At 58.1% G+C, this 25,667-nt stretch carries 21 protein-coding genes and 2 pseudogenes; 9 read left to right on the forward strand and 14 right to left on the reverse strand.

Features of this window, described 5'->3' with window-relative positions; all coding sequences use genetic code 11:
- Positions 1-79: 79 nt before the first annotated feature.
- From RFM98_RS28985 to RFM98_RS29000, 4 genes are read right to left on the reverse strand one after another with little or no spacing between them, the layout of a single operon-like run.
- Positions 80-430: a ubiquitination-like system serine protease family protein gene (locus RFM98_RS28985; protein ID WP_320311965.1), complete on the reverse strand. Its 351-nt coding sequence runs from the start codon at positions 428-430 to the stop codon at positions 80-82.
- Positions 430-1,830 (reverse strand): ThiF family adenylyltransferase, encoded by a 1,401-nt coding sequence (locus RFM98_RS28990; protein WP_320311966.1) that lies wholly within the window; start codon positions 1,828-1,830, stop codon positions 430-432. Before RFM98_RS28990 ends, RFM98_RS28985 begins: the two co-directional genes overlap by 1 nt.
- On the reverse strand, positions 1,827-2,240 hold the full coding sequence (locus tag RFM98_RS28995; protein WP_320311967.1) for an E2/UBC family protein: 414 nt from the start codon (positions 2,238-2,240) through the stop codon (positions 1,827-1,829). Before RFM98_RS28995 ends, RFM98_RS28990 begins: the two co-directional genes overlap by 4 nt.
- 7 nt (positions 2,241-2,247) lie before the next feature.
- Positions 2,248-2,571, reverse strand: coding sequence for a multiubiquitin domain-containing protein (locus RFM98_RS29000; RefSeq protein WP_320311968.1), 324 nt, complete (start codon positions 2,569-2,571; stop codon positions 2,248-2,250).
- A gap of 310 nt (positions 2,572-2,881) precedes the next feature.
- Between RFM98_RS29000 and RFM98_RS29005 the strand changes: the two genes are divergently transcribed.
- Positions 2,882-3,202: a helix-turn-helix domain-containing protein gene (locus RFM98_RS29005; RefSeq protein WP_320311969.1), complete on the forward strand. Its 321-nt coding sequence runs from the start codon at positions 2,882-2,884 to the stop codon at positions 3,200-3,202.
- 2 nt (positions 3,203-3,204) lie between these two features.
- Positions 3,205-4,104 (forward strand): ImmA/IrrE family metallo-endopeptidase, encoded by a 900-nt coding sequence (locus tag RFM98_RS29010; RefSeq protein ID WP_320311981.1) that lies wholly within the window; start codon positions 3,205-3,207, stop codon positions 4,102-4,104.
- Between the two features lie 309 nt (positions 4,105-4,413).
- On the opposite strand, the gene RFM98_RS29015 is transcribed toward RFM98_RS29010, so the two are convergent.
- Positions 4,414-5,478, reverse strand: a complete 1,065-nt coding sequence (locus RFM98_RS29015; protein WP_320311970.1) for a ParA family protein — start codon at positions 5,476-5,478, stop codon at positions 4,414-4,416.
- 422 nt (positions 5,479-5,900) lie between these two features.
- On the opposite strand from RFM98_RS29015, the gene RFM98_RS29020 reads away from it, so the two are divergent.
- Positions 5,901-6,890 carry a thymidylate synthase gene (locus RFM98_RS29020; RefSeq protein ID WP_320311971.1) on the forward strand — a complete coding sequence of 330 codons (990 nt, stop codon included), beginning with the start codon at positions 5,901-5,903 and terminating at the stop codon, positions 6,888-6,890.
- A gap of 1 nt (position 6,891) precedes the next feature.
- Complete coding sequence (locus tag RFM98_RS29025; RefSeq protein WP_320311972.1) at positions 6,892-7,809, forward strand: alpha-glutamyl/putrescinyl thymine pyrophosphorylase clade 3 protein; 918 nt, start codon at positions 6,892-6,894, stop codon at positions 7,807-7,809.
- Positions 7,810-7,814: 5 nt separating this feature from the next.
- On the opposite strand, the gene RFM98_RS29030 is transcribed toward RFM98_RS29025, so the two are convergent.
- Both RFM98_RS29030 and RFM98_RS29035 read right to left on the reverse strand, forming a co-directional pair.
- Positions 7,815-8,915: an ImmA/IrrE family metallo-endopeptidase gene (locus tag RFM98_RS29030; protein WP_320311973.1), complete on the reverse strand. Its 1,101-nt coding sequence runs from the start codon at positions 8,913-8,915 to the stop codon at positions 7,815-7,817.
- A complete protein-coding gene (locus RFM98_RS29035) occupies positions 8,912-9,238 on the reverse strand; it encodes a hypothetical protein (protein ID WP_320311974.1) in 327 nt (108 codons plus the stop codon). The genes RFM98_RS29030 and RFM98_RS29035 overlap by 4 nt, the downstream gene beginning before the upstream one ends.
- A gap of 147 nt (positions 9,239-9,385) precedes the next feature.
- Here RFM98_RS29035 and RFM98_RS29040 point away from each other — a divergent pair, with 147 nt between their 5' ends.
- The 3 genes from RFM98_RS29040 (at position 9,386) to RFM98_RS29050 (ending at position 12,076) form a co-directional block, all read left to right on the forward strand.
- Entirely contained in the window at positions 9,386-9,670 is a 285-nt protein-coding gene (locus RFM98_RS29040) for a hypothetical protein (RefSeq protein WP_320311975.1), read from the forward strand.
- A gap of 934 nt (positions 9,671-10,604) precedes the next feature.
- A complete protein-coding gene (locus RFM98_RS29045) occupies positions 10,605-11,390 on the forward strand; it encodes a GGDEF domain-containing protein (RefSeq protein ID WP_320222759.1) in 786 nt (261 codons plus the stop codon).
- 383 nt (positions 11,391-11,773) lie between these two features.
- The gene (locus RFM98_RS29050) at positions 11,774-12,076 is read left to right on the forward strand and encodes a DUF982 domain-containing protein (protein ID WP_320228065.1); all 303 of its coding nucleotides are present in this window, start codon (positions 11,774-11,776) and stop codon (positions 12,074-12,076) included.
- A gap of 363 nt (positions 12,077-12,439) precedes the next feature.
- Here the strand turns inward: RFM98_RS29050 and RFM98_RS29055 are convergent, their stop codons facing one another.
- Positions 12,440-14,923 carry a putative bifunctional diguanylate cyclase/phosphodiesterase gene (locus RFM98_RS29055; protein WP_320311976.1) on the reverse strand — a complete coding sequence of 828 codons (2,484 nt, stop codon included), beginning with the start codon at positions 14,921-14,923 and terminating at the stop codon, positions 12,440-12,442.
- Positions 14,924-15,217: 294 nt separating this feature from the next.
- Between RFM98_RS29055 and tnpA the strand changes: the two are divergent.
- Positions 15,218-15,529: pseudogene (tnpA, locus tag RFM98_RS29060) on the forward strand (IS200/IS605 family transposase); the annotation flags it as partial.
- A gap of 392 nt (positions 15,530-15,921) precedes the next feature.
- Here the strand turns inward: tnpA and RFM98_RS29065 are convergent.
- The 4 genes from RFM98_RS29065 to RFM98_RS29080 form a co-directional block, all read right to left on the reverse strand.
- Positions 15,922-16,653 (reverse strand): antitoxin Xre/MbcA/ParS-like domain-containing protein, encoded by a 732-nt coding sequence (locus tag RFM98_RS29065; protein ID WP_320256438.1) that lies wholly within the window; start codon positions 16,651-16,653, stop codon positions 15,922-15,924.
- A gap of 1,153 nt (positions 16,654-17,806) precedes the next feature.
- Positions 17,807-18,691, reverse strand: coding sequence for a formyltetrahydrofolate deformylase (gene purU / locus RFM98_RS29070; protein WP_320293016.1), 885 nt, complete (start codon positions 18,689-18,691; stop codon positions 17,807-17,809).
- A 137-nt stretch (positions 18,692-18,828) separates the two neighbouring features.
- The gene (locus RFM98_RS29075) at positions 18,829-19,662 is read right to left on the reverse strand and encodes a TIM barrel protein (protein ID WP_320293017.1); all 834 of its coding nucleotides are present in this window, start codon (positions 19,660-19,662) and stop codon (positions 18,829-18,831) included.
- A 154-nt stretch (positions 19,663-19,816) separates the two neighbouring features.
- Positions 19,817-20,848 (reverse strand): LacI family DNA-binding transcriptional regulator, encoded by a 1,032-nt coding sequence (locus tag RFM98_RS29080; protein WP_320228070.1) that lies wholly within the window; start codon positions 20,846-20,848, stop codon positions 19,817-19,819.
- Between the two features lie 309 nt (positions 20,849-21,157).
- Here RFM98_RS29080 and RFM98_RS29085 point away from each other — a divergent pair.
- Positions 21,158-21,636, forward strand: a pseudogene (locus RFM98_RS29085) (ISKra4 family transposase); the annotation flags it as partial.
- A 452-nt stretch (positions 21,637-22,088) separates the two neighbouring features.
- Here the strand turns inward: RFM98_RS29085 and RFM98_RS29090 are convergent.
- Together RFM98_RS29090 and RFM98_RS29095 are read right to left on the reverse strand one after the other, a co-directional pair.
- On the reverse strand, positions 22,089-22,454 hold the full coding sequence (locus tag RFM98_RS29090) for an excalibur calcium-binding domain-containing protein (RefSeq protein WP_320228071.1): 366 nt from the start codon (positions 22,452-22,454) through the stop codon (positions 22,089-22,091).
- A gap of 33 nt (positions 22,455-22,487) precedes the next feature.
- Positions 22,488-22,988 carry a hypothetical protein gene (locus tag RFM98_RS29095; protein ID WP_320311978.1) on the reverse strand — a complete coding sequence of 167 codons (501 nt, stop codon included), beginning with the start codon at positions 22,986-22,988 and terminating at the stop codon, positions 22,488-22,490.
- Positions 22,989-25,667: the final 2,679 nt, after the last annotated feature.

The raw sequence follows: 25,667 nt of genomic DNA on the forward strand, positions 1-25,667 counted from the left end.
CCCTCACCGCATCCAGGTGGCCGCTTCTGCTCACGATCCCGCTGTTGTCCACGATGACGAGAGGCACGTCCTCGCTAGACTAGCGACGGTCGTCAGGAGTCCAGAGAAGCTGACCGCTCCGCACGAAGAAGTGAGCTCCGCAACTCTGGGTCTCCCAGATAGAGGGCGAAATGGTTGGGCGGTTCAGCCAGTCAATACGCAATGTCCATCGTTGCCGAGCCTGTGCAGTCTGCAACTGGATATGTTCGCAGCAGCGCGGACATGCCAGGTGCGCCCATTTGGAATAGCCGTCGCGAACCTCGTGATAAAGCATCCCCCGCACCAGCACCTCGGGGGCTTCCGGCACTTCGCAGGCCAGAAAATGAGGGCGCTGAAGAACACGATGGGTGCCGAGCCATTCGACCCACCGCAGAGGCAGCCGGAACTTCATCACAACACCAGATCTAGCAAGGGAGACATGTCGCCACGGCCGTCGTAATGGCGGCGGCCGCAAATCTTGCATTCGGGCTTGGACTTGCCCTGTGGGAGCGTATCCGAATCCTTCAGATATCTGAAAGACCGCACCCGTTCAGACGCATGCTCATCAGGCCCGCGAAAGCCGTTCAGGCGGTAAAAAAGTTCATTGACGGCCATTGCAGCGACCTCTGTCGTGAACGTCACCACGACCGGATTGGGGTCAGGATTGTTTGGCACATATCCAGCTCGCTGCCGTGCGACCAGAAGTTCGCCGTCCCGTCGCAGGCTATCCAGGAACATCTGCTCATCCTTGATGAGGCCGCGGCACGTCTGGCATGGGTAGCCCGGCTGAACGACCGTCACGCGTCCATCGAAGGTATCGTAGCCACCCTGATCGTTCGGTTCGATCAGAAGTCCGAGATCGATAACAGGAACGTAGTAGAAATGGGCAAGCCGATTCAGGACCTCCCGCCCAAGATGATCGTCGGTGCAGCCGAAAACTACGTCGCAGGCGCGCAATGCCGCCAGAGCCTCGGGGTGCGAATCGAAGTGCGGCAGGCGCACGATGTTGGTGGGTAGTCCCAACTCTGCTATCCCCTCGCCAACAACGTCGACCTTCAGGCGTCTTAGATTGGCATCGAAGCGGGTCGCAAAATGCAGACGGCCAAGGTTCGTGTCTTCGACTCGATCTGGATCGATCAACGCCAGGTGACGCACGCCGATTCGCGAAACAAGGGCCGCCACTGCGGAACCGGTGCCGCCCAGGCCAACGATTCCAATCTTGAGCTTGGCCAGCTGCCCGGATGTCTCGGCACCGAAAGCGCGGCGTTGACGGTCTAGTTCCGGTGTATTCGAATCCGCGGCCGCCGCACCGAAATCCCACCGCTCCCCGATCACAACGACATCTGAAAAAATCTCTGGCCGGAGTTCGGGGCCAAACACGCGCCCGACGAAAGATCCGTCGCGATCCATGATAACCGACAGATGCGGGCGTCGGCTTTCGAGACGATTGAAAGCGAGCGAAAACAAAGCCTGATCGGACACGTCATCATGCATCGAGAACTCCAGGACCCCACGTGGGTGCGAGTGAAACACCGCCACCGCCAGGTCCCGACTTTCCGCTCGCTTGAGCAAACTGTAGAACGGCGCAGTCGACCAAGTGAAACCATCCGGCCGACGCTCGTGATATGCCTCGGGTGGCACGGCAACCACCTCCCTTACTACAAACCTTTCGTCGACCTCCCCAGTCCAGGGATTGTGGACACGAGAGCGGCCGCACAGCGCCAGCGCTGCAGCCTCGTCTTCATCGGCAAGCAGCAGTTCTCGCAGTTGCCTGCGATGGTCCTCAATCATGCGCAGGCTATAGTGTGTCATGCTGCCCGCAGCCCCGAACGGATGTATTGAAGATAGGTTTCGAGCCCGTCGATGCCGGCGCGCCATTCTCCATCAGTCAAGTGACGCGACCAGAACTGCCAGTTTTCCCCGAACAGAACCTGCTGCCCGTTGGCCCGGTCGACCTCGCGTCCATCCAGGTGGAAGAGGCCGGGCGACACATACCAGCTGTCCAGCCTCACTTTCGCGTATCCTGTAGGGATGAGGACTAGCAGCCGTACAAGGCCGGCAGGGACAGGTTGGCCATTTTCCTTTCGAGCGAGGTTCGCGGGGACTTCGAACTCGGGAAACTCCACTCCCCTGCGGACTTCCTGGCCCGCAGGCTCTTCTCGAAGCGTATACCGCAGCGATTTCTGCGTGAGGAATATCTGATCGTCTTCGGGGAGGAACATATGTTGCTCACGCTCCAGGGGAAGTCGCCGGCTTGCGCGTCGTAAATCGCTTGCGCCCACGAGGCGGGGCCTTCTCGTCGAGATGCACAGCTTGACCGTCGCCGATTTCCGGATCTTCACCTGGGCCTGGCTCGATCTGATTCACCACCCAGTCCGTCGGGCTGCCGGCCAGCTGCCTGATTTGGGCGCCAGTGATCGTCTCCGTCGCCCACGTGTGCTCGACGCGATTGACGATCAGGTGGAACTGGGACCCATTGTTGCCGCCGTTGTTCCCGGCAGGGCCGTTGCCATTACCCTGGTTCCCTCCAGAGCCTTGATTCTGTCCGCTCATGTCATTCTCCTAGGTTTGCTTTTGCCGTCAGGGGGGCCTCGACCGCCGCAACTCGACTTACTGACTGCCTCGCGGCTGTTTCGATTGCCGCTTACTGGATGTCGTCGTGACCGCTGACTCTCTCAGGGCGTCACGATCGATGCCCACTTCGCGATAGATGTATGGACCTCCTTGACCTGTTGGAGTACGCTTCGAAGGTGCGCTTTTGTTCGGTATATCGAACATAGAACCGTTCGGTTGTCAAGCACGGATCCGTGCGGTATATATCGAACGATACAAGCCATTCAAAACACTGGAGAATCTGCAAAGCATGCCGGCCACGCTCCGCGAGAAGCTCAAAAGATTGCGAGCCGCCAAGGGTTATTCCCTAGACGAGCTCGCCCGACTCTCCGGTGCCAGTAAAAGCTATCTTTGGGAACTTGAAAATCGCGACGAGCGGAAGCCCTCCGCCGAAAAATTGGTGGAAATAGCTCGCGTTCTCGATGTGACGACGGACTATCTCACGGATGACAAGGCAGAGTTTGACGATGCCCAGGTCAAGGAAGCCTTTTTCCGCAAGTTCAACCGCCTTGACGACGACACGAAAAGTAAAATCATGGATATGATCGACACCTGGAGCAAAAAGAAGTGAAGATGCCGACGACTTGGGGCGGATGGGCCTCCCGCGTATCGGCATATGTAAAGCAGGGAAAAGAGCTACTCGGGCAGCCACGGTTTCCTGTTCGCATTGCGGAGATCGCCCCTGACTATTCCCGAAACGTCTTTCCGAATGAACCGATCACGCTGGTGCGAGGCCAGGATTTTCAAGGAAAATTCGAAGGCGCCCTCGTTCCAAATGAAAAGCGTAACGAGTGGGCCATTTTCTTCGACTCTGGGCACGCATCCAAAGGCCGCATCAACTTTTCCCAGGCCCATGAGTTCGGTCACTACCTCGCCCATCGCCATTTCAGTGGGCAGCCATTCTATTGCTCACGCCGGGATATGTGGGGTTGGGATACCGCATATGGTCAGATGGAGGCGGAGGCGAACCAATTTGCCTCATTTGTGCTCATGCCTCCTGACGACTTCCGACTGCAAACTGCGGATTTCCGGCGGCCAACTCTCGCGCAGTTCGAACCGATACGCCAAAGGTATGAGGTATCGTTGACGGCTGCCGTGCTCAATTGGTTGAAGGATACCAAGCGGCGCGCAATGCTGGTGGTTAGTCGAGATGGATTCATCGACTGGTCTTGGGGCAGCGAGGCGCTGTTCAAATCAGGCGTTTTCTTCAAAGCCAGGCAGATGACGATTCAGGTCCCCGACGCGTCGCTTGCGGCGCTCGGCCGACGCAGTGGCCTCACCGAAATCGAGCATGCCGCAGGAATATGGAATCCGACAGAGCCGGTCTTCGAGTCAGCCGTGTTTTCTGAGTATCACGACATGACCCTATCGTTGTTGATCTATCCCGGCTCTGGAGCCGATCAATGGCCCGAACGATCCGAAGAAAATCACGGTATAAAGGATGCCTTCAAGGTCTTTCAGCGCCAACTCTAATGGCGTTTCGGTGGGTGAGGGAAGCGGCTGCCCGCCGCACTCCTAAGTCGGCGTCGGCTACAGAGTGATGTTCGAGCTCATTATCCTCGGGTCAATGTCGTGGTCGAAGATGGGATCGGGCCGCTCCTCTCCAAGGCCGCGCCCGATACGATAGCAATTAACAATCCCAACGCAGGATCAAGAGAAGGCTTGAGTTCCCTTCAGAGAGTATCGACGACGAATTGGAGAAACCCATTGCCGCAGACACGGAAACGGGCAACTCAATTTGCAAGCCAGACTTATCCGATCAGGTCCTGCGTCACGTTTCCTTCAAACTATCGTTTTCACAAAGTCGCTGATATTGGGCTTTTGCCGATCGAGCTGCGACTGATTTACTGTGATGGTTCTGCCTGCAAGATTCTTGGTGCCGGCATGCAATCCCATAATCGGGATTCCGAGCGCTCCGGAAATCACTGAGGCGGTATTAGCGTCGTTGATTTCCGCCTGAAACATGCGCCGAAAATCCCGCTGGGAGGAAGGAATTTGTGTGCCGGACGGGTGAATGGCGAACAAGCTCGGGTTGCTCTTCCAGACATTCCAGATTTCGGCACCGATCTCATTGACAACTGTCTTGAACGCGCCGGCAGCTCCCAAATTCATCTGCGTCAGCCTGTTCCCTACATAACTGTAGATTCGCGGTATCGACATTCTCCAGCGCTGGGATTCAAGGAAGAACTGGGATTGCGGAGCGCCGGCAATACGGGTGATCCCGTAGAGTAGCGCGAGCACAGCCTTGACCGCACGCTTTGAAGATCCATCTGCTGAGAATGGGATAATGAGATTGTCCGAGGCTGACATGGCAAGCTCTGTGTAAACCGTGAAGCTGGGATTGCAGTCGATGAAGACGGTCGAATCTTGCACATCCCAAGACCGGCGAATATCCGCTATGAGATCAGATATCCAAAAGTGCACGATTCGCCATGCGTCTGCTGGTCCTGGTGTGGTTGCATTCGCGACACGAGAGGCTTGAATCTCAAGTTCCTCATCGCCAACGACCAGGTATAAGTTACCTGGAATCGCGTCGTTGAAAGGCCGCACCTGGGACACATATGAAGCTCCAACATTCGGGCTCATATAAGGGCTTAGAATTCGTTCTTCGATGTATCCTGCGATCGTTTTACGACGGGCTGCGGCCGTCAAGGCAATCTGATCCAGTTGTCTTTCGCCCTCAATGATCCCACCGAGAAGCATACTGGACGAATTCGATTGCGGGCATAAATCGATCACAAGTACTTTCTCATTCGGATGGGTACGTGCGTATTCTGCTGCGATCTGGAAAGTCAGGTAGCTTTTCCCGACTCCCCCCTTGTTATTCCAAATTGCATAAACTGACATAGGTCGCGCTCCGACGTGGTTCCCGCTCTCTCTGCCAGAAAAATGAGTCTTACTGTTAGAGTTTTTCGAGTGCCGACGGTGAAGTTCAAGGGAATTTTGAGGGTACCAAATTGGCCGACGCTGGTCTGGGGAGGGGGTGCGACCCTTACTGGTAATGGCCGGGGCCAGACGGGCGTCCTGATACGTCTGGGATAACACGGGCGCGCCGCGCGCTCTCATCGCGGGTAGCCGACGCGGGAGGACTGCACAAGGATCGACGTCGAATACAACGTTGAAGAAGAGGCCGAACTGCTGCGGCTTTCGCTTTCGGTTCCCGAGCAGCTTGCCCAAGGTGCAGAAAAGCCCCAAACCCGCTCCCATAATATTTTACTTGCCAAAATCTAATCATAAGATGTGACTCAGGGTAGATTCGGAGGGGCGGCATGTACCTGTGCGGTGAAGGCATTGATGAGATACTGATCGAACTATACCAGATCCTTCTGGCGGAGGGAGCCGCGACCGTCGGCACTCGCGGCGATATGCGAGAAAAGCTTGGGGTGTCGTTCCGGATGACTAATCCCAGAGCTCGGATAAGTCGATCACAGGACCGCGGCAAACCTTTCAGCGCGCTGGGTGAATTGCTCTGGTACCTCGGAGGCCTCAATACTCTGGAGTTCATCAAGGAATACATCCCGGACTACGCCGAGGATGCCGAAGATGGCATTCTCGCTGGCGCGTACGGCCCGCGTATTCACGCTCTGCGCGGAAGCATCAACCAGCTTGAGAATGTCACCAGGCTTCTGCAAGAGAAATCCACCTCCAAGCGCGCTGTGATCCAACTCTACGATGCCGCGGACATCGCGGTCCATCACAAGGAGATCCCGTGCACGACTGCATTGCAATTCGTAGCGCGGGACGGCCGTCTTCACATGTGCACCACGATGCGGTCGAATGATGCGCACAAGGGACTGCCACATGACGTGTTCTGTTTCACCATGCTCCAGGAGATGATGGCAACTCGCCTTGAACTCGATCCGGGTGACTACATTCACTACGCCACTAGCATGCATGTTTATGACGGCTCAATCGAAGCAATGAACCACTACGTGCATGAAGGACATCAGAAGACTGTGCAAATGCCCCCGATGCCTTCCGGAGACGCGTTCTCGATTACAGACGCCCTGCTGCAGGCGGAAGGGGAGATCCGCGCAGGAAAGAAAATTCGGGCCGGAGACTTTGTGAGAGAACCCTACTGGGCTGATATCGTTCGCCTTCTGCAGGTGTTCTGGGCAACTAAACGGCGGGATGCACCTGGCTTTGAAGGTCTCGACGAGCTGAAAGCCGAATTTCATGACGAGGTTTATCGAACATATCTCGCGCGAAGGCTGAGGACCCGAGCCCAGCGAGACACCAAAAAAACTGGAGCAGCCTGAAATGTGGCCGTCGAGGCAACAACAACATGCGCAGATCTCTAGCGCTCTTCAGAACTATTCGGCCAACATGCGTAATCTTCCGGGTGCCACGGGGACTCTAGCGCGCGACACGCTTGCGATGCAGTTCGTCGCCAGCCTGAGGCGCGAAGATTACTACAGGCGAGCACAGGAAAAGCCCGTTACTGCAAGGAAAGCAGATCCCAATTCGGGCTCGTTCGATGCCGAGCGAGCGGTTGCATACCATATGCAGAACGGCAACGTAGAAGAGGCTGCATGGCTTGTGTTTCTCATGACGCATCTCGCTCGGCCCGCGTCTTCCGGATGGCTTCGACTTCAGCAGATATACGGCCGGCTGGGGGCTGGAGTGTGGGACTGGCAGACTGTTTCGAACAACCCACAGGCAATGATCTCATGGCTCGACGCGAATTGGATGAACATCGGGGGAAAATTCGGCAATCACCGGAAGTACGAGAGCCTGCGGCCGAATTCCAACAGGAGCTTCGGCGACGTGCTGCTTAGCTACGTCGGTTGGATAGGGTCCGCGGGACATCAAGCGTTCTTCGCTGCAAAGATCCACCAAACCGGCAACAATCCCGCAACTATCTTCGATGCTCTTTATCGGAGCATGAGCGTTAAGACCTTTGGGCGTCTTGCGAAGTTTGATTACCTTGCGCTGATCGGGCGGTACGGTATCGCTCCGATCGAGCCAGGATCCGCCTACTTCAAGGGCGCCACGGGTCCCGCTTCCGGCGCACGCCTCCTATTCACAGGTTCACACACAGGCGCGGCAACGGAAGCTCAGCTTCAGGCCTGGGTGGATGAGTTGGATGCCAGCCTTCACGTGGGGATGGCCGTGATGGAAGATGCCTTGTGCAACTGGCAAAAGAGCCCGACCGCATTCGTCCACTTCAAAGGATAGCGATCCTAGACGGTGGCGGGGTTGATCTGACTCCAGTCCCACGTACGCTTAAGATAGTTCAACTTGTCGGGGTCCAGCATTCCACGGTGCTGCATCTGTCCGACGGTTAGGCCTGGAGCCACCCCAATCGACACGCTGAAACGCACGATGTCTTCTCGTTTAGGCCTGACGCGTTCGAATTCGGACTCCCGAAGGGCAGGAATGACGCATTCCGCCGCAAACTCGTTGGCCTCGTTTTCCCGATCTGCGTCCCCCGGTAAAGCGTCATCGTCAAGGAAGGTGTTCGCTTTGTGGAGCACCAGATGTCCAATCTCATGGAAAACCGTGAACCAGAACTGATCATCCCGCTTGTAGCGGAAGCTCAGCAGGAGCATTGCCTTGTCGGGATCGACCATTCGTATCGCGCCGCTGGCGCGGCAGCCCTCGGGAGCCTTGACGACTACAAGCGCAACACCTGCTTCAGCGCAGAGCGTCCTCAATCTCGGTAGAAAGAGCTGAGGATGGCGGATCATAGAAAGCCTTCGGATGTCCCGCAGCCGATCCATCAGATTCTCGGAATTCCAGACGCGTGTCTGGATCATGTCGGCCTCAAGTTCCCCGCGCCGGAGCCATAGAAGAGTGGCATCTTCCTTTGAAGCGAATGCCTTGGAGGTACGATAGTCCGTTTCGCCCACCAGGCGCCCATATCGACCCGTCCACGATTCTGCGTCCGGAACGTTGTAGAAGACCAACCTCTTGCGGATCTCGGCCGCACGGCGCTCTAGGGATAGCTTGCCACGTGCCCTCTGGCCCGGAGCAGGGAGGCGCAGCAGCAGATCCTCATGTCCACTTTCCCGGACTTGAACCAGAGCACGGTCAACCGCCGTATCGAAGTTCTCCTGCCGCTTCAGCCAGAATTTCGCTGTCGCTCCTAAGGCCGCCGACAGTGTCGAAGCGCATGACTCGTCGATTTGCCGCGACCCGTCTATGAGGCTGCGGACAGCCTCAAGCCCGTCCTCGAAGCGCGCGGCAAGGTCACGCGCGGAGATGTTGCGTCGTTGCATTATCGCGCGTATCGAGTCGCCAGGTTTCGAAAACCAGTTGGCTGTGGCGTGATCGTCGATCATCGTACTTCCAATATGGCTGTCAGCTTCACGAATTCAACGCTGGCCCAGTCAATCCGTCCAGCGTCCGTCAGTGCGACGTTCTGATCCACGCTCACGAAGGTTGCCGTGTAACTCGAACCGATGGCGACTTCAAAGCTCTCATCGTCATTGACGGTCACGTTTCCCCCAAGGATCTCGTGCCACTCCTGGACATTCTCGAAAGCTTCCGCATCCGCAAGCTCGCTGACCAGGCGGTCCGCATATGTTCTTCCAAACCGTTGTTCCGCCACGTCACGGTTGAGGCAACAATGCTTTAGGTCGGCCGTTCCATACGAAATCTGCATCCGCGAGTCACCGCCCGCTTGCGCAATACTGGGTGGCGAAGCTTGCGCCACGCTGATCGGCTAACACTACGTTCATTGAGGAAGAGCCGATCCCCGACGCTTGGCCGCTTGCTTGGCGCGGATTCGATCGATGCGGGACCAGTTCCTTTGCAGTTCCTGTTCGGCGGCCTCATCCATGTCGACGCTGGTGGCGTTGCAAAGGGCTGCGAGCGTCACGACGACGCCCCCAACTTATTGGCGCACGTCACCTTTCGGCCTGCCGAACACGTATTCCACAAGTTCGAGTGCCTCCGCCTTGGTGCAGGAGTTCGCTTGAGCGAGTTCGAGCGCTTCTTCAAGGAAGCGATGATTACGCTCCTGCACATTGAGGTGCGCCGATGTCGGAAAGCACGCGACAACCCATTGCCAAACGCGGTGTTGAAACGAGCCTGAAGGCATGTCTACTCCCGAGTTGGCCCTGAGAAGACACTGAGTCTGAGATTGGTTCAAGTTCTAAGGGAAGAACTAAGCTTTCTGGATAATAAAGGTTGTGCATAAGCTATGGCTTTGTCTTGCGACTGGCGTGATCCTCGTGCGGCAGAAATCTCAATCTCGTCACTATGCCTCCAGCCCGGATGCTGAATGACAGCTTATCGCCGACAGTAATCGAAAGGCGGACAGATCCCCCCGGCCCCCCCTTCTGGCCATTTCGCCATGCCCGCCGGCCGCGAATTGAGCCAGAGCTGCTAACGTCACATGAGCCACTAGCTTAATGTTCACTATTTGTGCTTCGAAAGTCGCTTAAAAGGCAATCTGGAATTTGCAGAAATTTCCAGAAAACCGCCACCCTCTTCACGGTCTCAGATGCGTCGAACCTGCCGGCATCGCCAAAATCCGCGGACGACTTCCTTGGATCGGGGTTGCGCGGTGTCAGAGTCGCTTCGGCATCCAGGCTATGCATTGTTCCAGGCGTTCCAACCTAGCCTTTTGCGAACGAAGCTGGTGACCTACGTTAAGCAGATTGGATTTGCCTTTGGAACCAGCCGCATTGATCAATTCGGATTCGAGCAAAGCTATCCGATCGCGCATCTGCTGAGCCTCCGTCAATCGTATTTCTCTAATCCAACCTAGGCCGCGCATATTCAACGATCACCATCCATGCAGCGTGGATTAGCATCCGAAAACTAACGCCAGCAGATTCGAAAAACTCGCATTTTAAGCGTTGCTAAAATTCGCCGCGCTGTCCTACGTTTGCGCGCGTTCCCGACCGCAGATGACGGCACCTCTTTTCTCGCCCTTCTAGTTTCAGAATAATCTTAATTGACTTGGTAACGGCTCTTTCAGAGCCTCTATCTAAAGAAACAGTGCCAATCTCCAAAGAAACAACATGACGCCTCGCGCCAAGCGTATTCTAGGCAAATCAATAGTCGTGACGATAATTGCAATCGTCGCGACCTTTGCTCTGTCGTTCACGGCAAGACTCGCCTTGCACATGCCGATCGATTGGCTGAGCTGGGTGGAATGCACCCTCATTCCCATCCTGATTGGAATGCCCGTCGGTGCCTACATCTTCGCCCAGTCGGAAACCATCCAAGACACCTGTGACAAGTTGGAGAAGTCGTATGCGGCCCTGAGAGAGACCCACGACAGGCTGGCGTTCGTGACCAGCCACGACCCGATGACGGGGCTTCTTAGCCGCGGCGGATTCATGGCAAGGATGGACAGGAAGCGCGATGAGGGTGAATACGACACGCTTCTCGTTATCGACCCGGATCACTTCGCCTCGTTCAATGACAAGCACGGACATTCCAAAGGTGACGAGGCCTTGGTTCGAATCGCAAAAGCGCTTGTCTATCTAACGCGCCCTGGCGATTCAATTGGACGCCTTGGTGGCGAAGAGTTCGGGGTCCTGCTGCGAGGGGTCCGCAAAGAGCAGGCAATGACCATTGCGGAGAACATCCGCCGTCTTATCGAAGGGATGCCCTGGATCAAAGGGCAACAGGACGATCTAAAGGTGACTGTCAGCATCGGGGGTGCGGAAATCCCTCCCAATGCAGATAGTCAGGATATCCTTCGCACAGCAGAACGATGCATTTTTGAAGCGAAACAGCGTGGCCGGAACCGCGTTTCGTTCGACTACGAAGCAACCAGATTGCGAGTCACGACTCCATAGCCGACCCCGCTTGGGCGGATTCCTTCGGGTGCGGCGCTACTCAGTAAAATCAACCATCGTGAGTTCAAACGAGTGCCACACGCCGCAACAAATTGCGTTAATCGGAGCGCATCAAATTTCTGATGCCGTGCCAATCGGAAGCTATAGTCTTCGATTTGCACTAGGCTGCCTCAACGCGAAGGCGGTTGTCGGTTGCGATGATCCGCCGCTGTCCCCCAGCAAAGGCGGCACTCTGCAAAATCCATGATTTCCCTCGGGCGCGATGCGGCTTCTTCCCTATCAAGCCGTCATCGCCGTGACAACATATTCTGCGATAGTCGCAACCGACCTCGATCGGTGGCCTCTTACACAGACAAGCCGTTCACCAGGTCGGAGGAAATGAAATGAACGCCGAAGTTTTCAGCAGCCCCATCTTCGTGAGGCGTTCCACGGTTATCGTGCAAGAGATTGCCGGCCTTGCGGACGCAATCGATTTTCTCGATGAATGGCCGGAAGATCGCAGAGACTTGATCCATCAAACCGCCCTTCGGGCGTGCTTTGACGCCCACGACGGGCACAAGCCTATAGGCGCGGCCCACAATGCCTTTCTCGGCTTTGCGAAACGGGCCGGGATTTTGGAAGACCCAAACTCCGCGATGCAATGGGTCGTTGCCTGCAAATCGGGAAGCGGAAAGGTGCAGGTGTAGACTGGCGCTTGGGTGAGATTGGTCGAAAGAAGGCAGCGCCGAGCCTTGGAAGCCGGCGCAACCCAAATTCGCCAGTTCCCTTGTGGCGCAGCCGGCGCGCCACTCGCCTTGCCGGTGGCCGAGTTCATCGCCTTGAAGCAGAGCGGATGCGACTGGCGAGGCAGGTCAGGCGATCTTAATATCCGCTGCTCCGGGAGCTTGCTGAATGGCGTCCTTCGTGACCTTTCGACAGCAGGGACGGCCAGACGGGGTAGGACCTTAGCCGAATCCCGACCTGACCCAAATCAATTCGCGCAGAATGGTTCGATCCAATCGCCACTTGCTCTGGACGCAGGCCGTCGACAGCACAGGTCGGCGATCCCGTTACGCGAGACGCGATGTCTCTTCGAAATACGCACCGATGATGGAGGCGACACTCTTGCGGGCAACCGGCGGGCTGAACAGGAACCCCTGCAACTCGCCGCATTTTTCGGCGCGCAATGCCTCCAACTGCGCGACCGTCTCCACCCCCTCGGCCGTGGTATCGATGCCGAGGCTGGTGCCGAGGCCGATGACGGCACGGACGATCGCGAGCGACTCTGGACACTGGACGATCTCGCGGACAAACGACCGGTCGATCTTGAGGCGGTTGAATGGAAACTGCCTGAGGTAGCTCAGGCTGGAGTAGCCAGTGCCAAAATCGTCGAGCGCAATGCGTACGCCGAGCGATCGAAGTTGCTTGAGAATGGCGAGGTTGGTGCTGCTCTCGGCCAGCAGCACCGACTCAGTGATCTCAATCTCCAACTGGTGCGCCTCCAGCCCGCTGCCGGCCAGGGCCAGTCCTACTGCTCCGACGAGATTCCCTTTGCGGAACTGCACCGGCGATACGTTGACGGACAGCACCAGATCGCGCGGCCAGGTTGCCGCCACTCGGCATGCCATCGCAAGTACCCAGCGGCCGAGTTCGTCGAGTATGCCGGTTTCCTCTGCGATCGGGATGAAATCCGCGGGCGACACCATGCCGCGGCGCGGATTTTGCCAGCGCAGCAGGGCCTCGAACCCGCGGAGCTTTCCGGTTTGCGTCCGGATGATTGGCTGGTAATGCAACTCGAACTCGCGGTCGATCTCGGCGCCGCGCAGCTCTATCTCCAGCGCACGCCGCTCGCGCTGGCGCATGTCCATCCCGGCTTCGAACCAGCGGAAGGTACCCTTGTCCGATTGCTTCGCTCGATAGAGGGCGAGATCGGCGCATTTCAGTAGGCTGTCGATGTCGGCGGCGTCGTCCGGGACCAGCGCAGCGCCGATACTCGCGCCGATCACTATCTCGGCGCCGCCGACCTTCCGGATGGCGGTAAGATCGCGGATGATGCGCTGGGCGAGCTCCTCGACGTCGGAGCGGCATTCGACCGCCGGCACCAGGATCGCGAATTCGTCGCCGCCGAGCCTGGCCACCACGTCGGTCTTGCGCACCAGGTGTCTCAGCCGCGCGGTCACCTCTATGAGGAGTGCGTCCCCTGCCGCGTGTCCGAGAGTGTCGTTGACCGTCTTGAAATTGTCGAGGTCGATCAGCACAACGGCGAACCGCCGTCCGTTCTGCTCGAGGCTGTCGGCCGCGTGCTCCAGCTCGCGCGTGAAAACTGTTCGATTGGCCACTCCCGTCAGCGGATCATGATGAGCGAGGTAAGTGATATGGGCTTCGGCGCGCTTGCGCTCGGTGATGTCGACGATAGTCGATAGTATTGCCACCTGGTGGTCTACGAGGGTTTCGCTTGTGTACTCGATCACATCGAGCTCGCGGCCGTCGGCGGTGCGGTGCCGGAGCACCAGCTCGCGACCGTCCCTCTCGCGGTTGGTGCGGCCATCCACGCGGATTTCGGCAAGGCTGCTGTCCAGGAAGTCGCCGCGACTGTAGCCATAGAGGCGCAACGCCGCTTCGTTGACGTTGAGAAAGATGCCGGTCGACTGGCTGTGCACGAACATCGGTGCCGGATTATCGTCGAAAAGAGAGCGGAACAGGGTCTCGCGCGCCTTCAGGTCGCGAATGTCGGTCAGTGTGACCGCCAGCACGCCGCCGGCGATGTCGACGCCGACCTGCAGAGCGACCCTCTGCTGTCCCAGTCCGTAGGCGAGCTCGAAGCTCGATATGCGCCCGCCGGAACCCGCGCACAGCAGCTCTTGTGGAATCTCGCTTATGCCGACCTTGGTCAGCGCGTCCGAGAGCCGGGTGAACTGGAGGCTGTCGATGCTCGATCCGAGGAAGGCCGCCGCGGCCTCGTTGACGCTTAGTATGTAGAAGTCAGACGTTGCGCCATGCCCACAATCGATCGGGCTCAGCCCGATGATGCCTTCCTGCGTGGAGTTGATGAGCAGACTGGCAAGCTCGACCTGGCTGGCGCGCGGGCGAAGGAATAGAACGAAGTATTCGCCCGGCCAGCGGCACGACAACGGCAGCGCGACGATCTCGATCGTGGAAACCTTGCCGTCGACGACCCAGTGGCAGACTGTGAGGCGCGGCTCGCCTGCCGAGCAGGCCTTATCGATAGCGGAGCCGATCGCTAGATTGAAGGCATATGGCAGTTCCGCGAGGCTGCGCGCGGACTCCGCAAGGCCCACGATCGCGCGGAAGCGCTGGCCGCAGCGCAGCAGGAGAGGTGGCTCGTCCCCTAAACGACGGACGACAGCGATCTCATCCGAGAAGCGGCCGACGCTGCCCAACGCGATCTCCTCATAGGGCGGCAGCGCGCCTGCGCCGCAGGCGGATTGCCAGCGGCGCAGGATGAGCCTCACGTCGTCGAACTCCGTTTGGGCCGCTAAGCTCTGCCCCGCAGCGTCGACCGTGCCGAGGCCCGTATGATCCAGCCCGATCATCGAGTGTGAACTTCTGCAGGGAAACGTTTCTGAGAGCCGCAATCATGGTCGCATCTCGCCGGTTCTGCTGCGGGTCCAATCGGGTCAAGGCCTCTGAGGAGCGCAAGCTCCGCTCGCCCAGCGCATCCGGCATTCTAGGCAAGCCCGGGTCTGCCGCGGTGCGGTCGCGCGCCTTGTCTGATCCCGTGCCCCGCTCGTCGCGGAACCTATGGCGAGGACCCTTAACGTTCGACTAAACGAAGCGTCATGATCCTGTTACATCGAGTGCCGCGCAGAGGCATTTGGTTCGTCGGCCTGCTGCGCGAGACGGCGCAAGCGCATGAAATGGTGGTGCATGCCGGGTCGATCAACCGAGACCACGTGCATATGCTGGTGTCGATCCCGCCGAGCCTGTCGGTATCGCGCGCGGTGCAATACTTGAAGGGGCGCAGTTCGCACATGCTGCTGAGCGAGTTCGGGATATTGCGGAAGCGCTACTGGGGCCAGCACCTGTGGGCGAGGGGCTATTGGGCGGCGACGAGCGGGAACGTTACCGACGAGATTTGGGTTGAGTATATCAAGAACCAGACGCCGCCGGAGCCTGACGACAACTTCAACGTGACGTGAGTTGGCGCCCTGTCCGCCAACGGGCGGACCGATCCGGCTTTAAGCCGTAACCTGAAGCCACCGCCCTTTTAGGCGGTGGAGAATTCACTCGGTTTTACGAAGTAAATCATGCCCAACGCATCGTAGCTGGCACAGGATTTCCGATTGCACGGTTCGTGGTTGGCGAGTGGTGATTCGCCCACGCTGAGCGTTGCTTCCCGAAGTTCAAGCCCGTGCCAGCCCACTGACCGGTGCAACGAGAGCTCCTATCTCTTTGGCGCCATCTGTCCGGGCGCGGGCCGGTGCGGCGTTGGCGCTGCCGTTCGCCGACACGAGGCCTCAAATCGGCCGCCATATCGCCAGAGGCAGGTCAGTGCTGCCTGGATCGTGCCGGCTGCACCCCACTGCCAAGCTCAAGGGCCGAGGAACATCACGCTGAACTCCTGCCCTGCGTGCGCAGGAAGCCCCCGCCGATGAAATGAGTCCGGTGGCTCAAGCCGAGGAAATTTGCGGGCGGCCGACACGACGTCACACACCATGTCCTGCTTGAGCACCTCGATCGGAATGCGGCCGTCGAGTTCGGGCGAGGGGCGAGTCAGCCAGAACCACGCCAGCCTTGGATTGCCGATTGCCGATAGCACTTCGCTGATCCCTGATGCCGGCCTGCCGTCGACGAACTGGGCGAGCGGGAAGACATGCTTGCGGCCGCCCTTGCGCAAGGCAACGACCTCATTGCGCCTTTGCCAGCGATGCAGCGTCGAGCGCGGTATGTGGAAATGCTCTTCCAGATAGGTCGATCCGGCGACCTCGCCCGCCCAATCCTCAATCAGCACCGACTGCAGATCGTTGGCCGGCTGCAGCGATGAAGGTGCTGCGGTTGCCGGCATCAGGCTTTCATCTGCGCTGTTGGCACTTGCCAAGCCGCCGTGCGCGAAGTCCGCCACTGAGCTGAAGAACTCGGAGACAAGCGCCGCGCATTCGCCCTTGAAAGAGCCGATCGAAAGCCGCTGTGCCTGTGGAAGGAAGGGCACGGCGGCGGCGACGCTGCCGGCAATAGCGCTGGCTGAAGCCAGGGTCTGTGTATCAAGAACGATGCCGTGCTGGATCAGAGCCTGTTGCACGGCTTCCGCGACAAGGCCTGCCAAGGCCTTCTGCGAGATCCCATCCGTCGGATTTTGAAATCTGGTCATGTATCTGTCTTGCGCGCCCTGCGCTGCCCTCCCTAGCTGCGGCCGATTGTTGAACGGCTACAGCGACGAGCGGAAATGGCAGCAGCAAAAGATACAGCGACCCGACCAGTTGCTGTCTAGCATTTCGACACCCCCAACCAACTGTTGAGGCGTCCCGAAATGTCAGTCACGGGACGCCTCGATTTGCGTTTAGGTGCGATGTGTGACAGCCGCGCGACGGTAGGAATCATCGTGCCGGTCGGCACGATGGGGAGAGCCGCGTCACGGACACTGGCATTTTCTCGTTACCTATGATTTGAAACATGCGGGCGCAATTAGGATCCAGTCTACAAGTACATCAAACATAACTATACGTGGTGCAAAGGGGTCGAATCCGTATGGCTGGATACAGCGGTCAAGCGGGGCAAAATCCGCGACGACTTGAAAGCGTTGGTTGACGCTGACGATGTGGTCTTTGTGGCTCGCATCGCCCAGGAATGGGGTTCAACTACTACTGTGCACATTGGTTGAACAACCCGGGGCGGAGCTGGGCGACAGCCGCTCCATACGGCATTCCATCGACCTTAAACTCTATGCGAAGAAGTTTGGCTAGCGGCAAACAATCTGAGTCTCATCACATCCTCCATCGTGGCAGTCTCACGAAAGCGTCATGAACGTTTGCTAATGAGCCCCGCTTGGGGGAATGTTTGGTGGACGAAGACAGCCCGTATCGTGAAGCTTATCGCTGAACTGCCCCCCATTTCGACCGGACAATCGGACAGCGCATCACGGAGGCGCCCCTCGACATTCATCCCAGCCACTGGCGCGATTGGAATGAGCAGAAGTGATCGGAAACCTTCGCCCGCATGCTGCTGGATGCATCGCCTCAATCGAACGGGATGCCCTCTACCTTGGCCGCTGTCTCGAGATCGCCGCGGAAATAATAAGTGGTGAGTTGGCAGTCTGTCTCAAGTAGGCCTGCCAGAGCACATGCGGGCTCTTCGGCTCAATGTGACACCCACGCAGCCGGTCGGCATATCAGATCGCCCGAACCTCGCCGGATGACGTCTTCGTCGACTGTTTGTCCACCGGTGGTCCGTAACTGATCTTTTGACCATCCTGCGAGCGTTCATCCCATTCGCTCTGAAGCATATGAACCTGGCGACGGTGGAAACACGACCGTCTTGCTGCCGTTGAGGAATACTCGTCCGTGGATGTGCGCGTGTATCGCCCGAGCCAGTGCTTGTGCCTCAACGTCGCGGCCGAGGCTGACGTAGTCATCATTCGACTGCGCATGTGTCACACGGATGATGTCCTGCTCGATGATCGGCCCTTCATCGAGATCTGCGGTCACGTAATGCGATGTGGCGCCGATTAATTTCACGCCGCGTTCGTAAGCCTGCTTGTACGGATTGGCGCCTTTGAACGAAGGTAGAAACGAGTGGTGGATGTTTATGATCCGCCCAGACATCTTTTGACACATTTCATCAGAGAGAACCTGCATGTAACGGGCAAGCACGATCAGCTCCGCTTCAGTGTCATCCACGATGCGCATTTGCTGTGCTTCCGCTTCGGATTTGTTATCTTTCGTCACCTTGATGCAGTGAAACGGAATGTCGTGATTCACCACGACCTTTTGATAATCCATGTGATTAGAGATCACTGCCACGATATCGATCGGAAGAGCGCCGATGCGGCAACGGTACAGGAGATCATTGAGGCAGTGGCCGAAGCGCGAGACCATGATGATGACTTTTCGCTTCGTGGCCTCGTCAAAAAACTCTGCTTCCATCCCAAAGCGCGATGCGATGGGATCGAAATCTGCGCGCAGTTCTTCGAGTTCACGCCCGCCTTCGGAACGGAAACTCACCCTCATGAAGAAATTGCCAGTGTCGGCATCGTCAAACTGCGCGCTGTCAGTGATGTTGCAAGCCTGATCGGCAAGAAATCCTGAAATCGCAGCGACGATCCCCCTGGTGGAGCGGCATTTCACCCGAAGTGCAAAGCTGAACATCGTTTCCTCCTCAGTAGTCTCACGCCGGCAAGGTGCCGCGAAACGCTAACAGGGTATTGGCGAGTAGCCAGGTGGATACTTTGCAAAAAGACTGAAGCTCGCGGGTCCGCGAGTGAGAAATTATCACCGCGCAATACTCAAGAGAGAGTAGAGCGAATAAAATCCATGCTTAGCCTGAAAGCCTCCTCAGCACTGCTTAGCCGGTGAATGTCGCGGGAGAACGGCTCGTAGGAGAAAGCGCCAGAATAACCTCCGTCAATTAAACTACGGATCTGATCGATATTGCCGAGCCGGTCGCGCTCGTCGACGAGGATTCGATGGCTATCTTGCATCTCCTCGGGGCTGAGGCTCGGATCGATGACACCGGAGATGTGGACGATGCCCGTATGCTCAGGAAAGAACTCGCTCTCGCCTGCAAGATAATGGTGAAAGGTATCGTGCACGAGCTTACAGCGCCCGCTGCCGCCGACTGCCTCGATTGCCGCGATGGCATCGGCCTTGCACCGCAGCGATGAGGTGACGAAGCCTAAGGGCTCGACAAGCGCCACGAGGTCGGCTGCGTCCAGCATCGGCAGGATCTCGCCCAGCGAGCGACGCAGCGCCTCGTCGCGGCCACCATCGCTGTATTGCGGCGCATCGTTGCGCGGAATTAGGCTAATCGACTCTGCGCCGGCCTCCTTGGCTTGCTCGATGAGCAGCTGGACCTTCGCCCGCATGGCGTCCGACCAAGCATTGAACCCATAGACTTCCGAAAGCCCGAGAAGCCGCAGGCCTTTGGAGCGCGCGTAGTTGCCGATTGCCGCTGGGGCTTCGCCGTCGAAGAACGCAGCGTCCGTCAGCTGTTTGTCCGCCAGATCATTGCGCAGTTCGACCCCAAGGCACCCGAGTGAAGCTGCAAGATCGAGGAAGGCGCGGCAATCGAGCCTCGGCGCTGCCATATGGTTCATAGCGAACTTCGGTTGAGCGGTCATATAAACTCCTCATCCGGTCGCGGATTGACCGATTTTAACCTTCACTGAGGTAGCTCATTGCTGTGGTCAACAGCCAGAAACGAAATCCCATCAGCGAAGAGGGATTTCGGTAAATTCGTGCCACTATTCTCTCATTCTTTCATACAGCGCTGCATCACACGCTTTCTGGGACGTGCAGCGTGAATGGGAGGAACAGTTGTCCACTCGTTTCTAGCGGCCCGGCCTGTAAAGTCTTCACCATCAAGTCGATCAACGCCCGGCAGAGCCGCTCGAGCGGCGTGGCGATGACGCCGACGATCAGATGCTCCCTCAAGGCGTCGATTGTTTCCGGCACGAGTTCGTTGACAACGACGCTTGGCGGCCGCACGAGATCCAGTTCGCGTAGCGCTGCAATTGCGCCTTCGAACCCACCGCCGGCGACATAGAAGCCCGCGAGATCGGGATAGCGGTCAATCAGGGTAACCGTCGCCTCATGGGTGACTTCCTTTGTATCAAGGTTCACTAGCGTATCGAGCACATTGAACTGCGGCGCATGTTCGCGGAAGTAGCTGCGAAAGCCTGTCTCGCGCAGTTCGTGGCCGTGCCAACGATGGCTGCCGACAAAGACCGCCACCTTGCCGACCCGCGGCGCCGACCGCGAGATGAGCCAGCCGGCGGTGCGGCCTGCCTTCATGTTGTTAACTCCAACATAGGTGTCGCGAACGCCCTGCGCGAAATCAGACAGCAGCGAAAACACGGCCTTTCCGGATGCCTTCAATGACTCTACCGTGCGCGTCACCAGGTGATGATCGAGGCTGGCCATGCCGATCACCTCCGCGCGCGTCGCCAACGTCTCCAGCGCCTTAACGAAGTCGGACGGGGTCTGGGACCTGACGAACTCGATATGCACGATGCCGCGTATGCCCGGCGTTTCTTCCACCGCCCTGGTCAACTGCGCCGCGAAAGCGCGATAGAACGCTTGGTCCTCCTTCAGGAGCAGGAAGCCGAACCGGATCGGTCGAAGGTCGCGCTCGATGCGCTGCCGAATGAGATCCGCGGCGTGATAGCCGATCTCTCGCGCCGCCTCGTAGACCTTGCGAGCGGTCTCCTCGCGCACCGGCTGCCGGCCGTTCAGCACGCGATCGATGGTCGCGACCGAAACACCTGCACGCTCGGCGAGATCCGTGATCGTTGGTCGCCTACCCATGGCCCACAATGAGATTGAATGAAAGGTAGATCAACTACGGATGAGAGGCTTTGAAAGATTACACATTTTACGGTTGATCAAGGCAAGAGGCGCCATCAGCCTTTTAGGCGGGCATTGTCAATGCTGGCCAAGGACCGATCTTTCGGAACGCTGCGGCTCAAAACCCTCCCATGCGAACCCTTGATTTCATTCCCCTCATACCCCGCCCGTCATTTGATTGAAAGAGCTTTCATCTCACAACCGTCCAACACCCCGTGCCGCGGCAAGCACGGCCGCCACGGTGGTCAGTTGTTCTCTCTGAGATAGATCTCGAAGGGTGTCGAGATCTACGACGAGCAGGCCGGGCAGAATCTGCTTGAAGGCCTCGGCAGGATCAAGTGGCATCTTTGGCATGGTAACGTCTATCGTGCCCGTGACGAAATTGCCGACCTTCGATTCCCGCGGAAGGTCTGGAAACAGGCTATCCGAACATGCGCAAGTTCCTGACCGCCATCGGCGACTTCCAGGCCTACATTGCCTCCAACAGTGCGAGCCTGATCAATTACGGCGAACGCTATCGGTCCGGTGAGCGCATCTCCTCGGCCTTCGTCGAGGCCACCGTTAACGCCGTCATCTCCAAGCGCTTCGCAAAGAAACAGCAGATGCAGTGGAGCAGGGTCGGCGCGCATCTTCTGCTGCAAGCCCGCACGCAGACCCTTGACGGTTCCCTCCGCTCGACCTTCCGGCAATGGTATCCCGGCATGGCCAACGACAATCGCGAGAACAGAGAAACGGCCCGCGCCGCATGACCGCCCCACAAATCCTCATGCTCCCCAACTTGAACAACGCGGGGCAGCGGACCCCACCAATCGCGACTGGCTTCGGCTTGATCAGGTTTTGCAAATTGATCTCTGGCAGCGAGCCGGTGTTATGCATAACAAACTGCGTCACCAGGGCGGAAGCCGCCGCCACAGTTACCAGCACGAGGCGGAGCGGCACGCTTGCCCAACGGCTGGCGCGAGAGCGCTTGGCGCCGAACTGCTTCATCTGCCGCCAAACAACCTTTTGAGCAGGCTCCAGAAGCTGACGGTGGTGCGGTCATAGACCCGATTGTAAGTGGCTCGCTTAGGGTCGGTGACCCATCCCCTACCGCGTGGGGCTTCAGGCCGAAACTCTGCTTCACCATCCGTTTAACGGATGTTCTGGCCGCAATGCTGCGTTTGATGCTTGGTCTGCGGATTCCGAATCTCATTTTGCTCCCCTACCTCTCGCAACCCACGCCATCATGATCACGGTCCAGGTGGTTGGGATCGGACGGGCCGACCGAAACAGGTCCCTGGACGACGGGGTTGTTGCCCCTACCACCGGCGCAGTCCAGATCGGCGCCGTTGTTTCGTAAGGCAGATGCCGGCTGCGGCGTTCCGCGGTACCTTTGAACGACAGCCGTCATCCGCTGCCCGTCGCCCTCGATCTTCGTGTTGTTGCTGTTGGGGTTGAACGGGTCGACCGTCTGGAGAAGTTGGTTCTGGCGAGCGGAGTCACCTGCCGCCAACGTCATCGTCTCGTAGTTGTTGAGATAGTCGGCCGCACAGCCGCTAACACTCAATGCCACGATAAGGACGCACATCGAGATCTTCCTTCGCATAACGTCGTTCCCGCCTTACACCGGGGAGGGATTGATGCCGGCTGATTTCAACTTCGCGCCAAGTTTCGCTCGCGTGGCGCAAGCCGTCTTGTCACCAGCAACGCATTTGTTGTTCGCATCCTTCCAGTCCAACAACGCGGTGTTGATCCAGCTGCCAGGCGCGCGTGCAATCCCATAAGGCGTAGGTGATGCACCGATAGCGACCGATGCTGCTGCCGCGCCGGCTTGTCCATGCGGCGCACGCTTCCATCCGCTGATGATGAGACAATTCCGCATGAAATCATCTTCAGCGATCGCATTGCCGATAGCATTGCCAATCCCGGCACCGGCAACAAACCCCGGCGACCCAATCGCAATATAGCCTTGGTCTATTGACCTTTTCTGAAGTTCGCATTGTGCATGGGCGACATCGAAACTCGGCCCATACCCGATCTGAACATAGTCTGTTTGATTGCTAGTTTGACAGCCGCATAGCGCGGCAGCGGCACAAAGTGCCGGCAACACCTTTATTTTCATACCCCCAGCCCTCCCACGGCTGAGGCCAGCATCTCTCAAAGCAAATATTAGCGCAAGATAGCAAATCTATTCTGGTAAATGCCCGTGGGTTTCGGAAGCTTGCTGTAGCTGAAGCGGCGGAGTGATCGGGCTGTCAAAGCTAAAGTTTATCTTGCAGCTGGAGCCATCCGCCGCCGACCGGGCCAGGCAACCCTGACCAGCTCCACCCGGTCGGCGGCTTGCGTCTTCGTACTTTGCAAATATTGTAACTTGCGAACGAAGTAATAAGGAATATGATGATGTCGCATTTATAAGTTGGCTACTTTGTCCCACCTTTAAATAGCTTTGACAAAAATGTAGACGATCACTTGTTCAGTTTCGGGAGACCCGAATGTCGTTTTGTCTACCTGACGGCCCCAATGTCGCCGTATAGGGCACGCCGTCAATGGTGAAATTCGTCTGCGGCCGAGACGAGCTCGGCAACACTTCCTTGTAGTGCATTCCGCGCATCAGGTCCATTGACGCCCGTTGATTGCCGTGTTGCCAGCCCGAGACGTAGATGTTTAGCTCTGGCACTGGAGGCGGCGCGTAAGGCATGTATGGTGCCCCAAAGATCGACGCTGCGGCGCCTTGCTCCCACGATGGGCCTGGCTGATTGACGCTGGGCGCCGGTGAAGGCGCACCCTGCCAAAAACTCGACGAGTTGGCCCCCCAATTCTGGGGCGGCGCCTGGTTCCATTGATCGACGCCCGCCCAAACCTCCGCCGAATTGTGACTGGGCGGTGGAGAGGCGCCGCGCCACCCTGCCTCCGTCGCATCATACGAGTCCCAAAGGTGGTCTTGATTGTAACTCGACACCCGCGACGGGGACGACTCGTGCTCTGGCTGATTGACGCTGGGCGCCGGCGAAGGCGCACCCTGCCAAAAACTCGACGAGTTGGCCCCCCAATTCTGGGGCGGCGCCTGGTTCCATTGATCGACGCCCGCCCAAACCTCTGCCGAATTGTGACTGGGCGGTGGAGAGGCGCCGCGCCACCCTCCCTCCGCCGCATCATACGAGTCCCAAAGCTGGTCTTGATTGTAACTCGACACCCGCGGCGGGGACGACTCGTGCTCTGGCTGTCTAGCGCTACCCTCCGCAGCCCCCGACGTACCCTCCCCAAGAGTCTGACGGTAGTTCTCAATCATGCGCAGCCCTGCCGCGACCCGCTTATCACCCCCACAAAGTTCCTGGGCATAATTCTTGAGCGCCTCGCCGCTGACTCCACAGAGAGACAAGCCGTAAACGCTGTGAAGCCTGTCAGATAGCTTCCGGAGCCCGGAACCATATGCGACCACGGTATGACCCGCTATAGTGTTACCAGCCCGAGCGAAATCACCCGCCCTCTGGATGAGGTCATCGTCTCCAGGAGCGATCTGATACCGCCTCCCAGTGCCCGCCTGCGACGAACCCTCCCCGGAAGTCCCACGGTACCGCTTAAGCATGTTCAGCCCCTTCACGACTTGGCTTTCACCCGCGCACAGTGTGCGAGCATAGCTCTTTAGCGACTCGCAGCTGAGGCCAGAGAGAGACAATCCATAAACGTCGTGAAGCCTTTCAGATAGTTTCCGAAGGCCTGAACGGAACTGATCTACGGCCGCACGCCCAGATCTCTGCAACTCCATATTGCCCGCGCTCTGGATGAGGTCCTCGTCTCCAGGGGCGGCCCTATACCTCCTCCCATGATCCGGAACGTTCGGCTGGGCCGCCCCTTCGAGGTGCTGCTCAAAGTGGCCTTGCGCAGCCCCCTCAGGTTCTTCCGCCTGTCCCGCCTGCTGCTGCGCCGCCAAGGCGAAGTACGCATTCGGATCGAATCCAAATAGATTGAAGTTGCTCGGGTCCATCATAGTCTCCTAAGGTGCATGCATCACGTATGCATGGGCCCCAGACGCTACTCTGGTTAACTGTCCAAGAACTGACGAACGCCTACGGTCCTTCAGAAAACTGGACCAGTCCTTTTTGTCTGGTTCTTACTGCGCGCAATTAGCTCTAAGAATTCATATCGGTAGCACTCTCCGTATCGAGTGCTAAAAAATTCGTGCCACCCTCTTGAAATGCGTGCTTCGGTAATTCCCGGACAGCCTTTTCGCTAAATCTAGTACAGTGGTGGCGGACGCGGCATTATGACTCGGGCGTGTCGGGTTGAGGTGGGTGGCGGTTTGGCGTGCGGCATGATTCCATCAGACCATGTCGGAGCCACCCGATTCTCGAACGCTGACCCCTGCGGGCCTGCTCGACGTGATCGTGGCAGTTGCGGGCGGAGGTCGCCGGGCTTCGCGCCGAGAATGCGGCTCTGAAGGATGAGATACGGCGTCTGAAAGGTCTACCGCCGCGCCGACGCTGAAGCCGAGCGGGATGGAGCAGTCGTCCAAGCGGAGCTCGCCTGCAGCAACGGGTCCGAAGCGGGTGGTCCGCTATGGTTTTGCCCCGGTTACTCCCAGCCGACGACAGATAATTCTGGGCTCGGGCCCTCACGGCGACAGATAATTCCGGACGTTACATCACAGAACAGTTTCCAACCGCCAGGCCGTCATGAGCTGCTCGGAACAGGCAAGGGAGATACGATGGATCCCTTTAACAATGTCAATCGGTCCCACGTCTCAGATTTCGCCCGCACAGACGATGCAGGCTCGCAACAGCAGCAGACCAACCAGGCGCGT

Source organism: Mesorhizobium australafricanum (assembly GCF_033977265.1).
GTDB classification, from domain to species: Bacteria; Pseudomonadota; Alphaproteobacteria; order Rhizobiales; family Rhizobiaceae; genus Mesorhizobium; species Mesorhizobium australafricanum.

What these genes read in the sequence shown, in the direction of transcription:
- RFM98_RS28985 (WP_320311965.1), bottom strand. Translation starts at nt 430, where the DNA reads ATGAAGTTCCGGCTGCCTCTGCGGTGGGTCGAATGGCTCGGCACCCAT.
- RFM98_RS28990 (WP_320311966.1), bottom strand. Translation starts at nt 1,830, where the DNA reads ATGACACACTATAGCCTGCGCATGATTGAGGACCATCGCAGGCAACTG.
- RFM98_RS28995 (WP_320311967.1), bottom strand. Translation starts at nt 2,240, where the DNA reads ATGTTCCTCCCCGAAGACGATCAGATATTCCTCACGCAGAAATCGCTG.
- RFM98_RS29000 (WP_320311968.1), bottom strand. Translation starts at nt 2,571, where the DNA reads ATGAGCGGACAGAATCAAGGCTCTGGAGGGAACCAGGGTAATGGCAAC.
- RFM98_RS29005 (WP_320311969.1), top strand. Translation starts at nt 2,882, where the DNA reads ATGCCGGCCACGCTCCGCGAGAAGCTCAAAAGATTGCGAGCCGCCAAG.
- RFM98_RS29010 (WP_320311981.1), top strand. Translation starts at nt 3,205, where the DNA reads ATGCCGACGACTTGGGGCGGATGGGCCTCCCGCGTATCGGCATATGTA.
- RFM98_RS29015 (WP_320311970.1), bottom strand. Translation starts at nt 5,478, where the DNA reads ATGTCAGTTTATGCAATTTGGAATAACAAGGGGGGAGTCGGGAAAAGC.
- RFM98_RS29020 (WP_320311971.1), top strand. Translation starts at nt 5,901, where the DNA reads ATGTACCTGTGCGGTGAAGGCATTGATGAGATACTGATCGAACTATAC.
- RFM98_RS29025 (WP_320311972.1), top strand. Translation starts at nt 6,892, where the DNA reads ATGTGGCCGTCGAGGCAACAACAACATGCGCAGATCTCTAGCGCTCTT.
- RFM98_RS29030 (WP_320311973.1), bottom strand. Translation starts at nt 8,915, where the DNA reads ATGATCGACGATCACGCCACAGCCAACTGGTTTTCGAAACCTGGCGAC.
- RFM98_RS29035 (WP_320311974.1), bottom strand. Translation starts at nt 9,238, where the DNA reads ATGCAGATTTCGTATGGAACGGCCGACCTAAAGCATTGTTGCCTCAAC.
- RFM98_RS29045 (WP_320222759.1), top strand. Translation starts at nt 10,605, where the DNA reads ATGACGCCTCGCGCCAAGCGTATTCTAGGCAAATCAATAGTCGTGACG.
- RFM98_RS29050 (WP_320228065.1), top strand. Translation starts at nt 11,774, where the DNA reads ATGAACGCCGAAGTTTTCAGCAGCCCCATCTTCGTGAGGCGTTCCACG.
- RFM98_RS29055 (WP_320311976.1), bottom strand. Translation starts at nt 14,923, where the DNA reads ATGATCGGGCTGGATCATACGGGCCTCGGCACGGTCGACGCTGCGGGG.
- purU (WP_320293016.1), bottom strand. Translation starts at nt 18,691, where the DNA reads ATGTTCAGCTTTGCACTTCGGGTGAAATGCCGCTCCACCAGGGGGATC.
- RFM98_RS29075 (WP_320293017.1), bottom strand. Translation starts at nt 19,662, where the DNA reads ATGACCGCTCAACCGAAGTTCGCTATGAACCATATGGCAGCGCCGAGG.
- RFM98_RS29080 (WP_320228070.1), bottom strand. Translation starts at nt 20,848, where the DNA reads ATGGGTAGGCGACCAACGATCACGGATCTCGCCGAGCGTGCAGGTGTT.
- RFM98_RS29090 (WP_320228071.1), bottom strand. Translation starts at nt 22,454, where the DNA reads ATGTGCGTCCTTATCGTGGCATTGAGTGTTAGCGGCTGTGCGGCCGAC.
- RFM98_RS29095 (WP_320311978.1), bottom strand. Translation starts at nt 22,988, where the DNA reads ATGAAAATAAAGGTGTTGCCGGCACTTTGTGCCGCTGCCGCGCTATGC.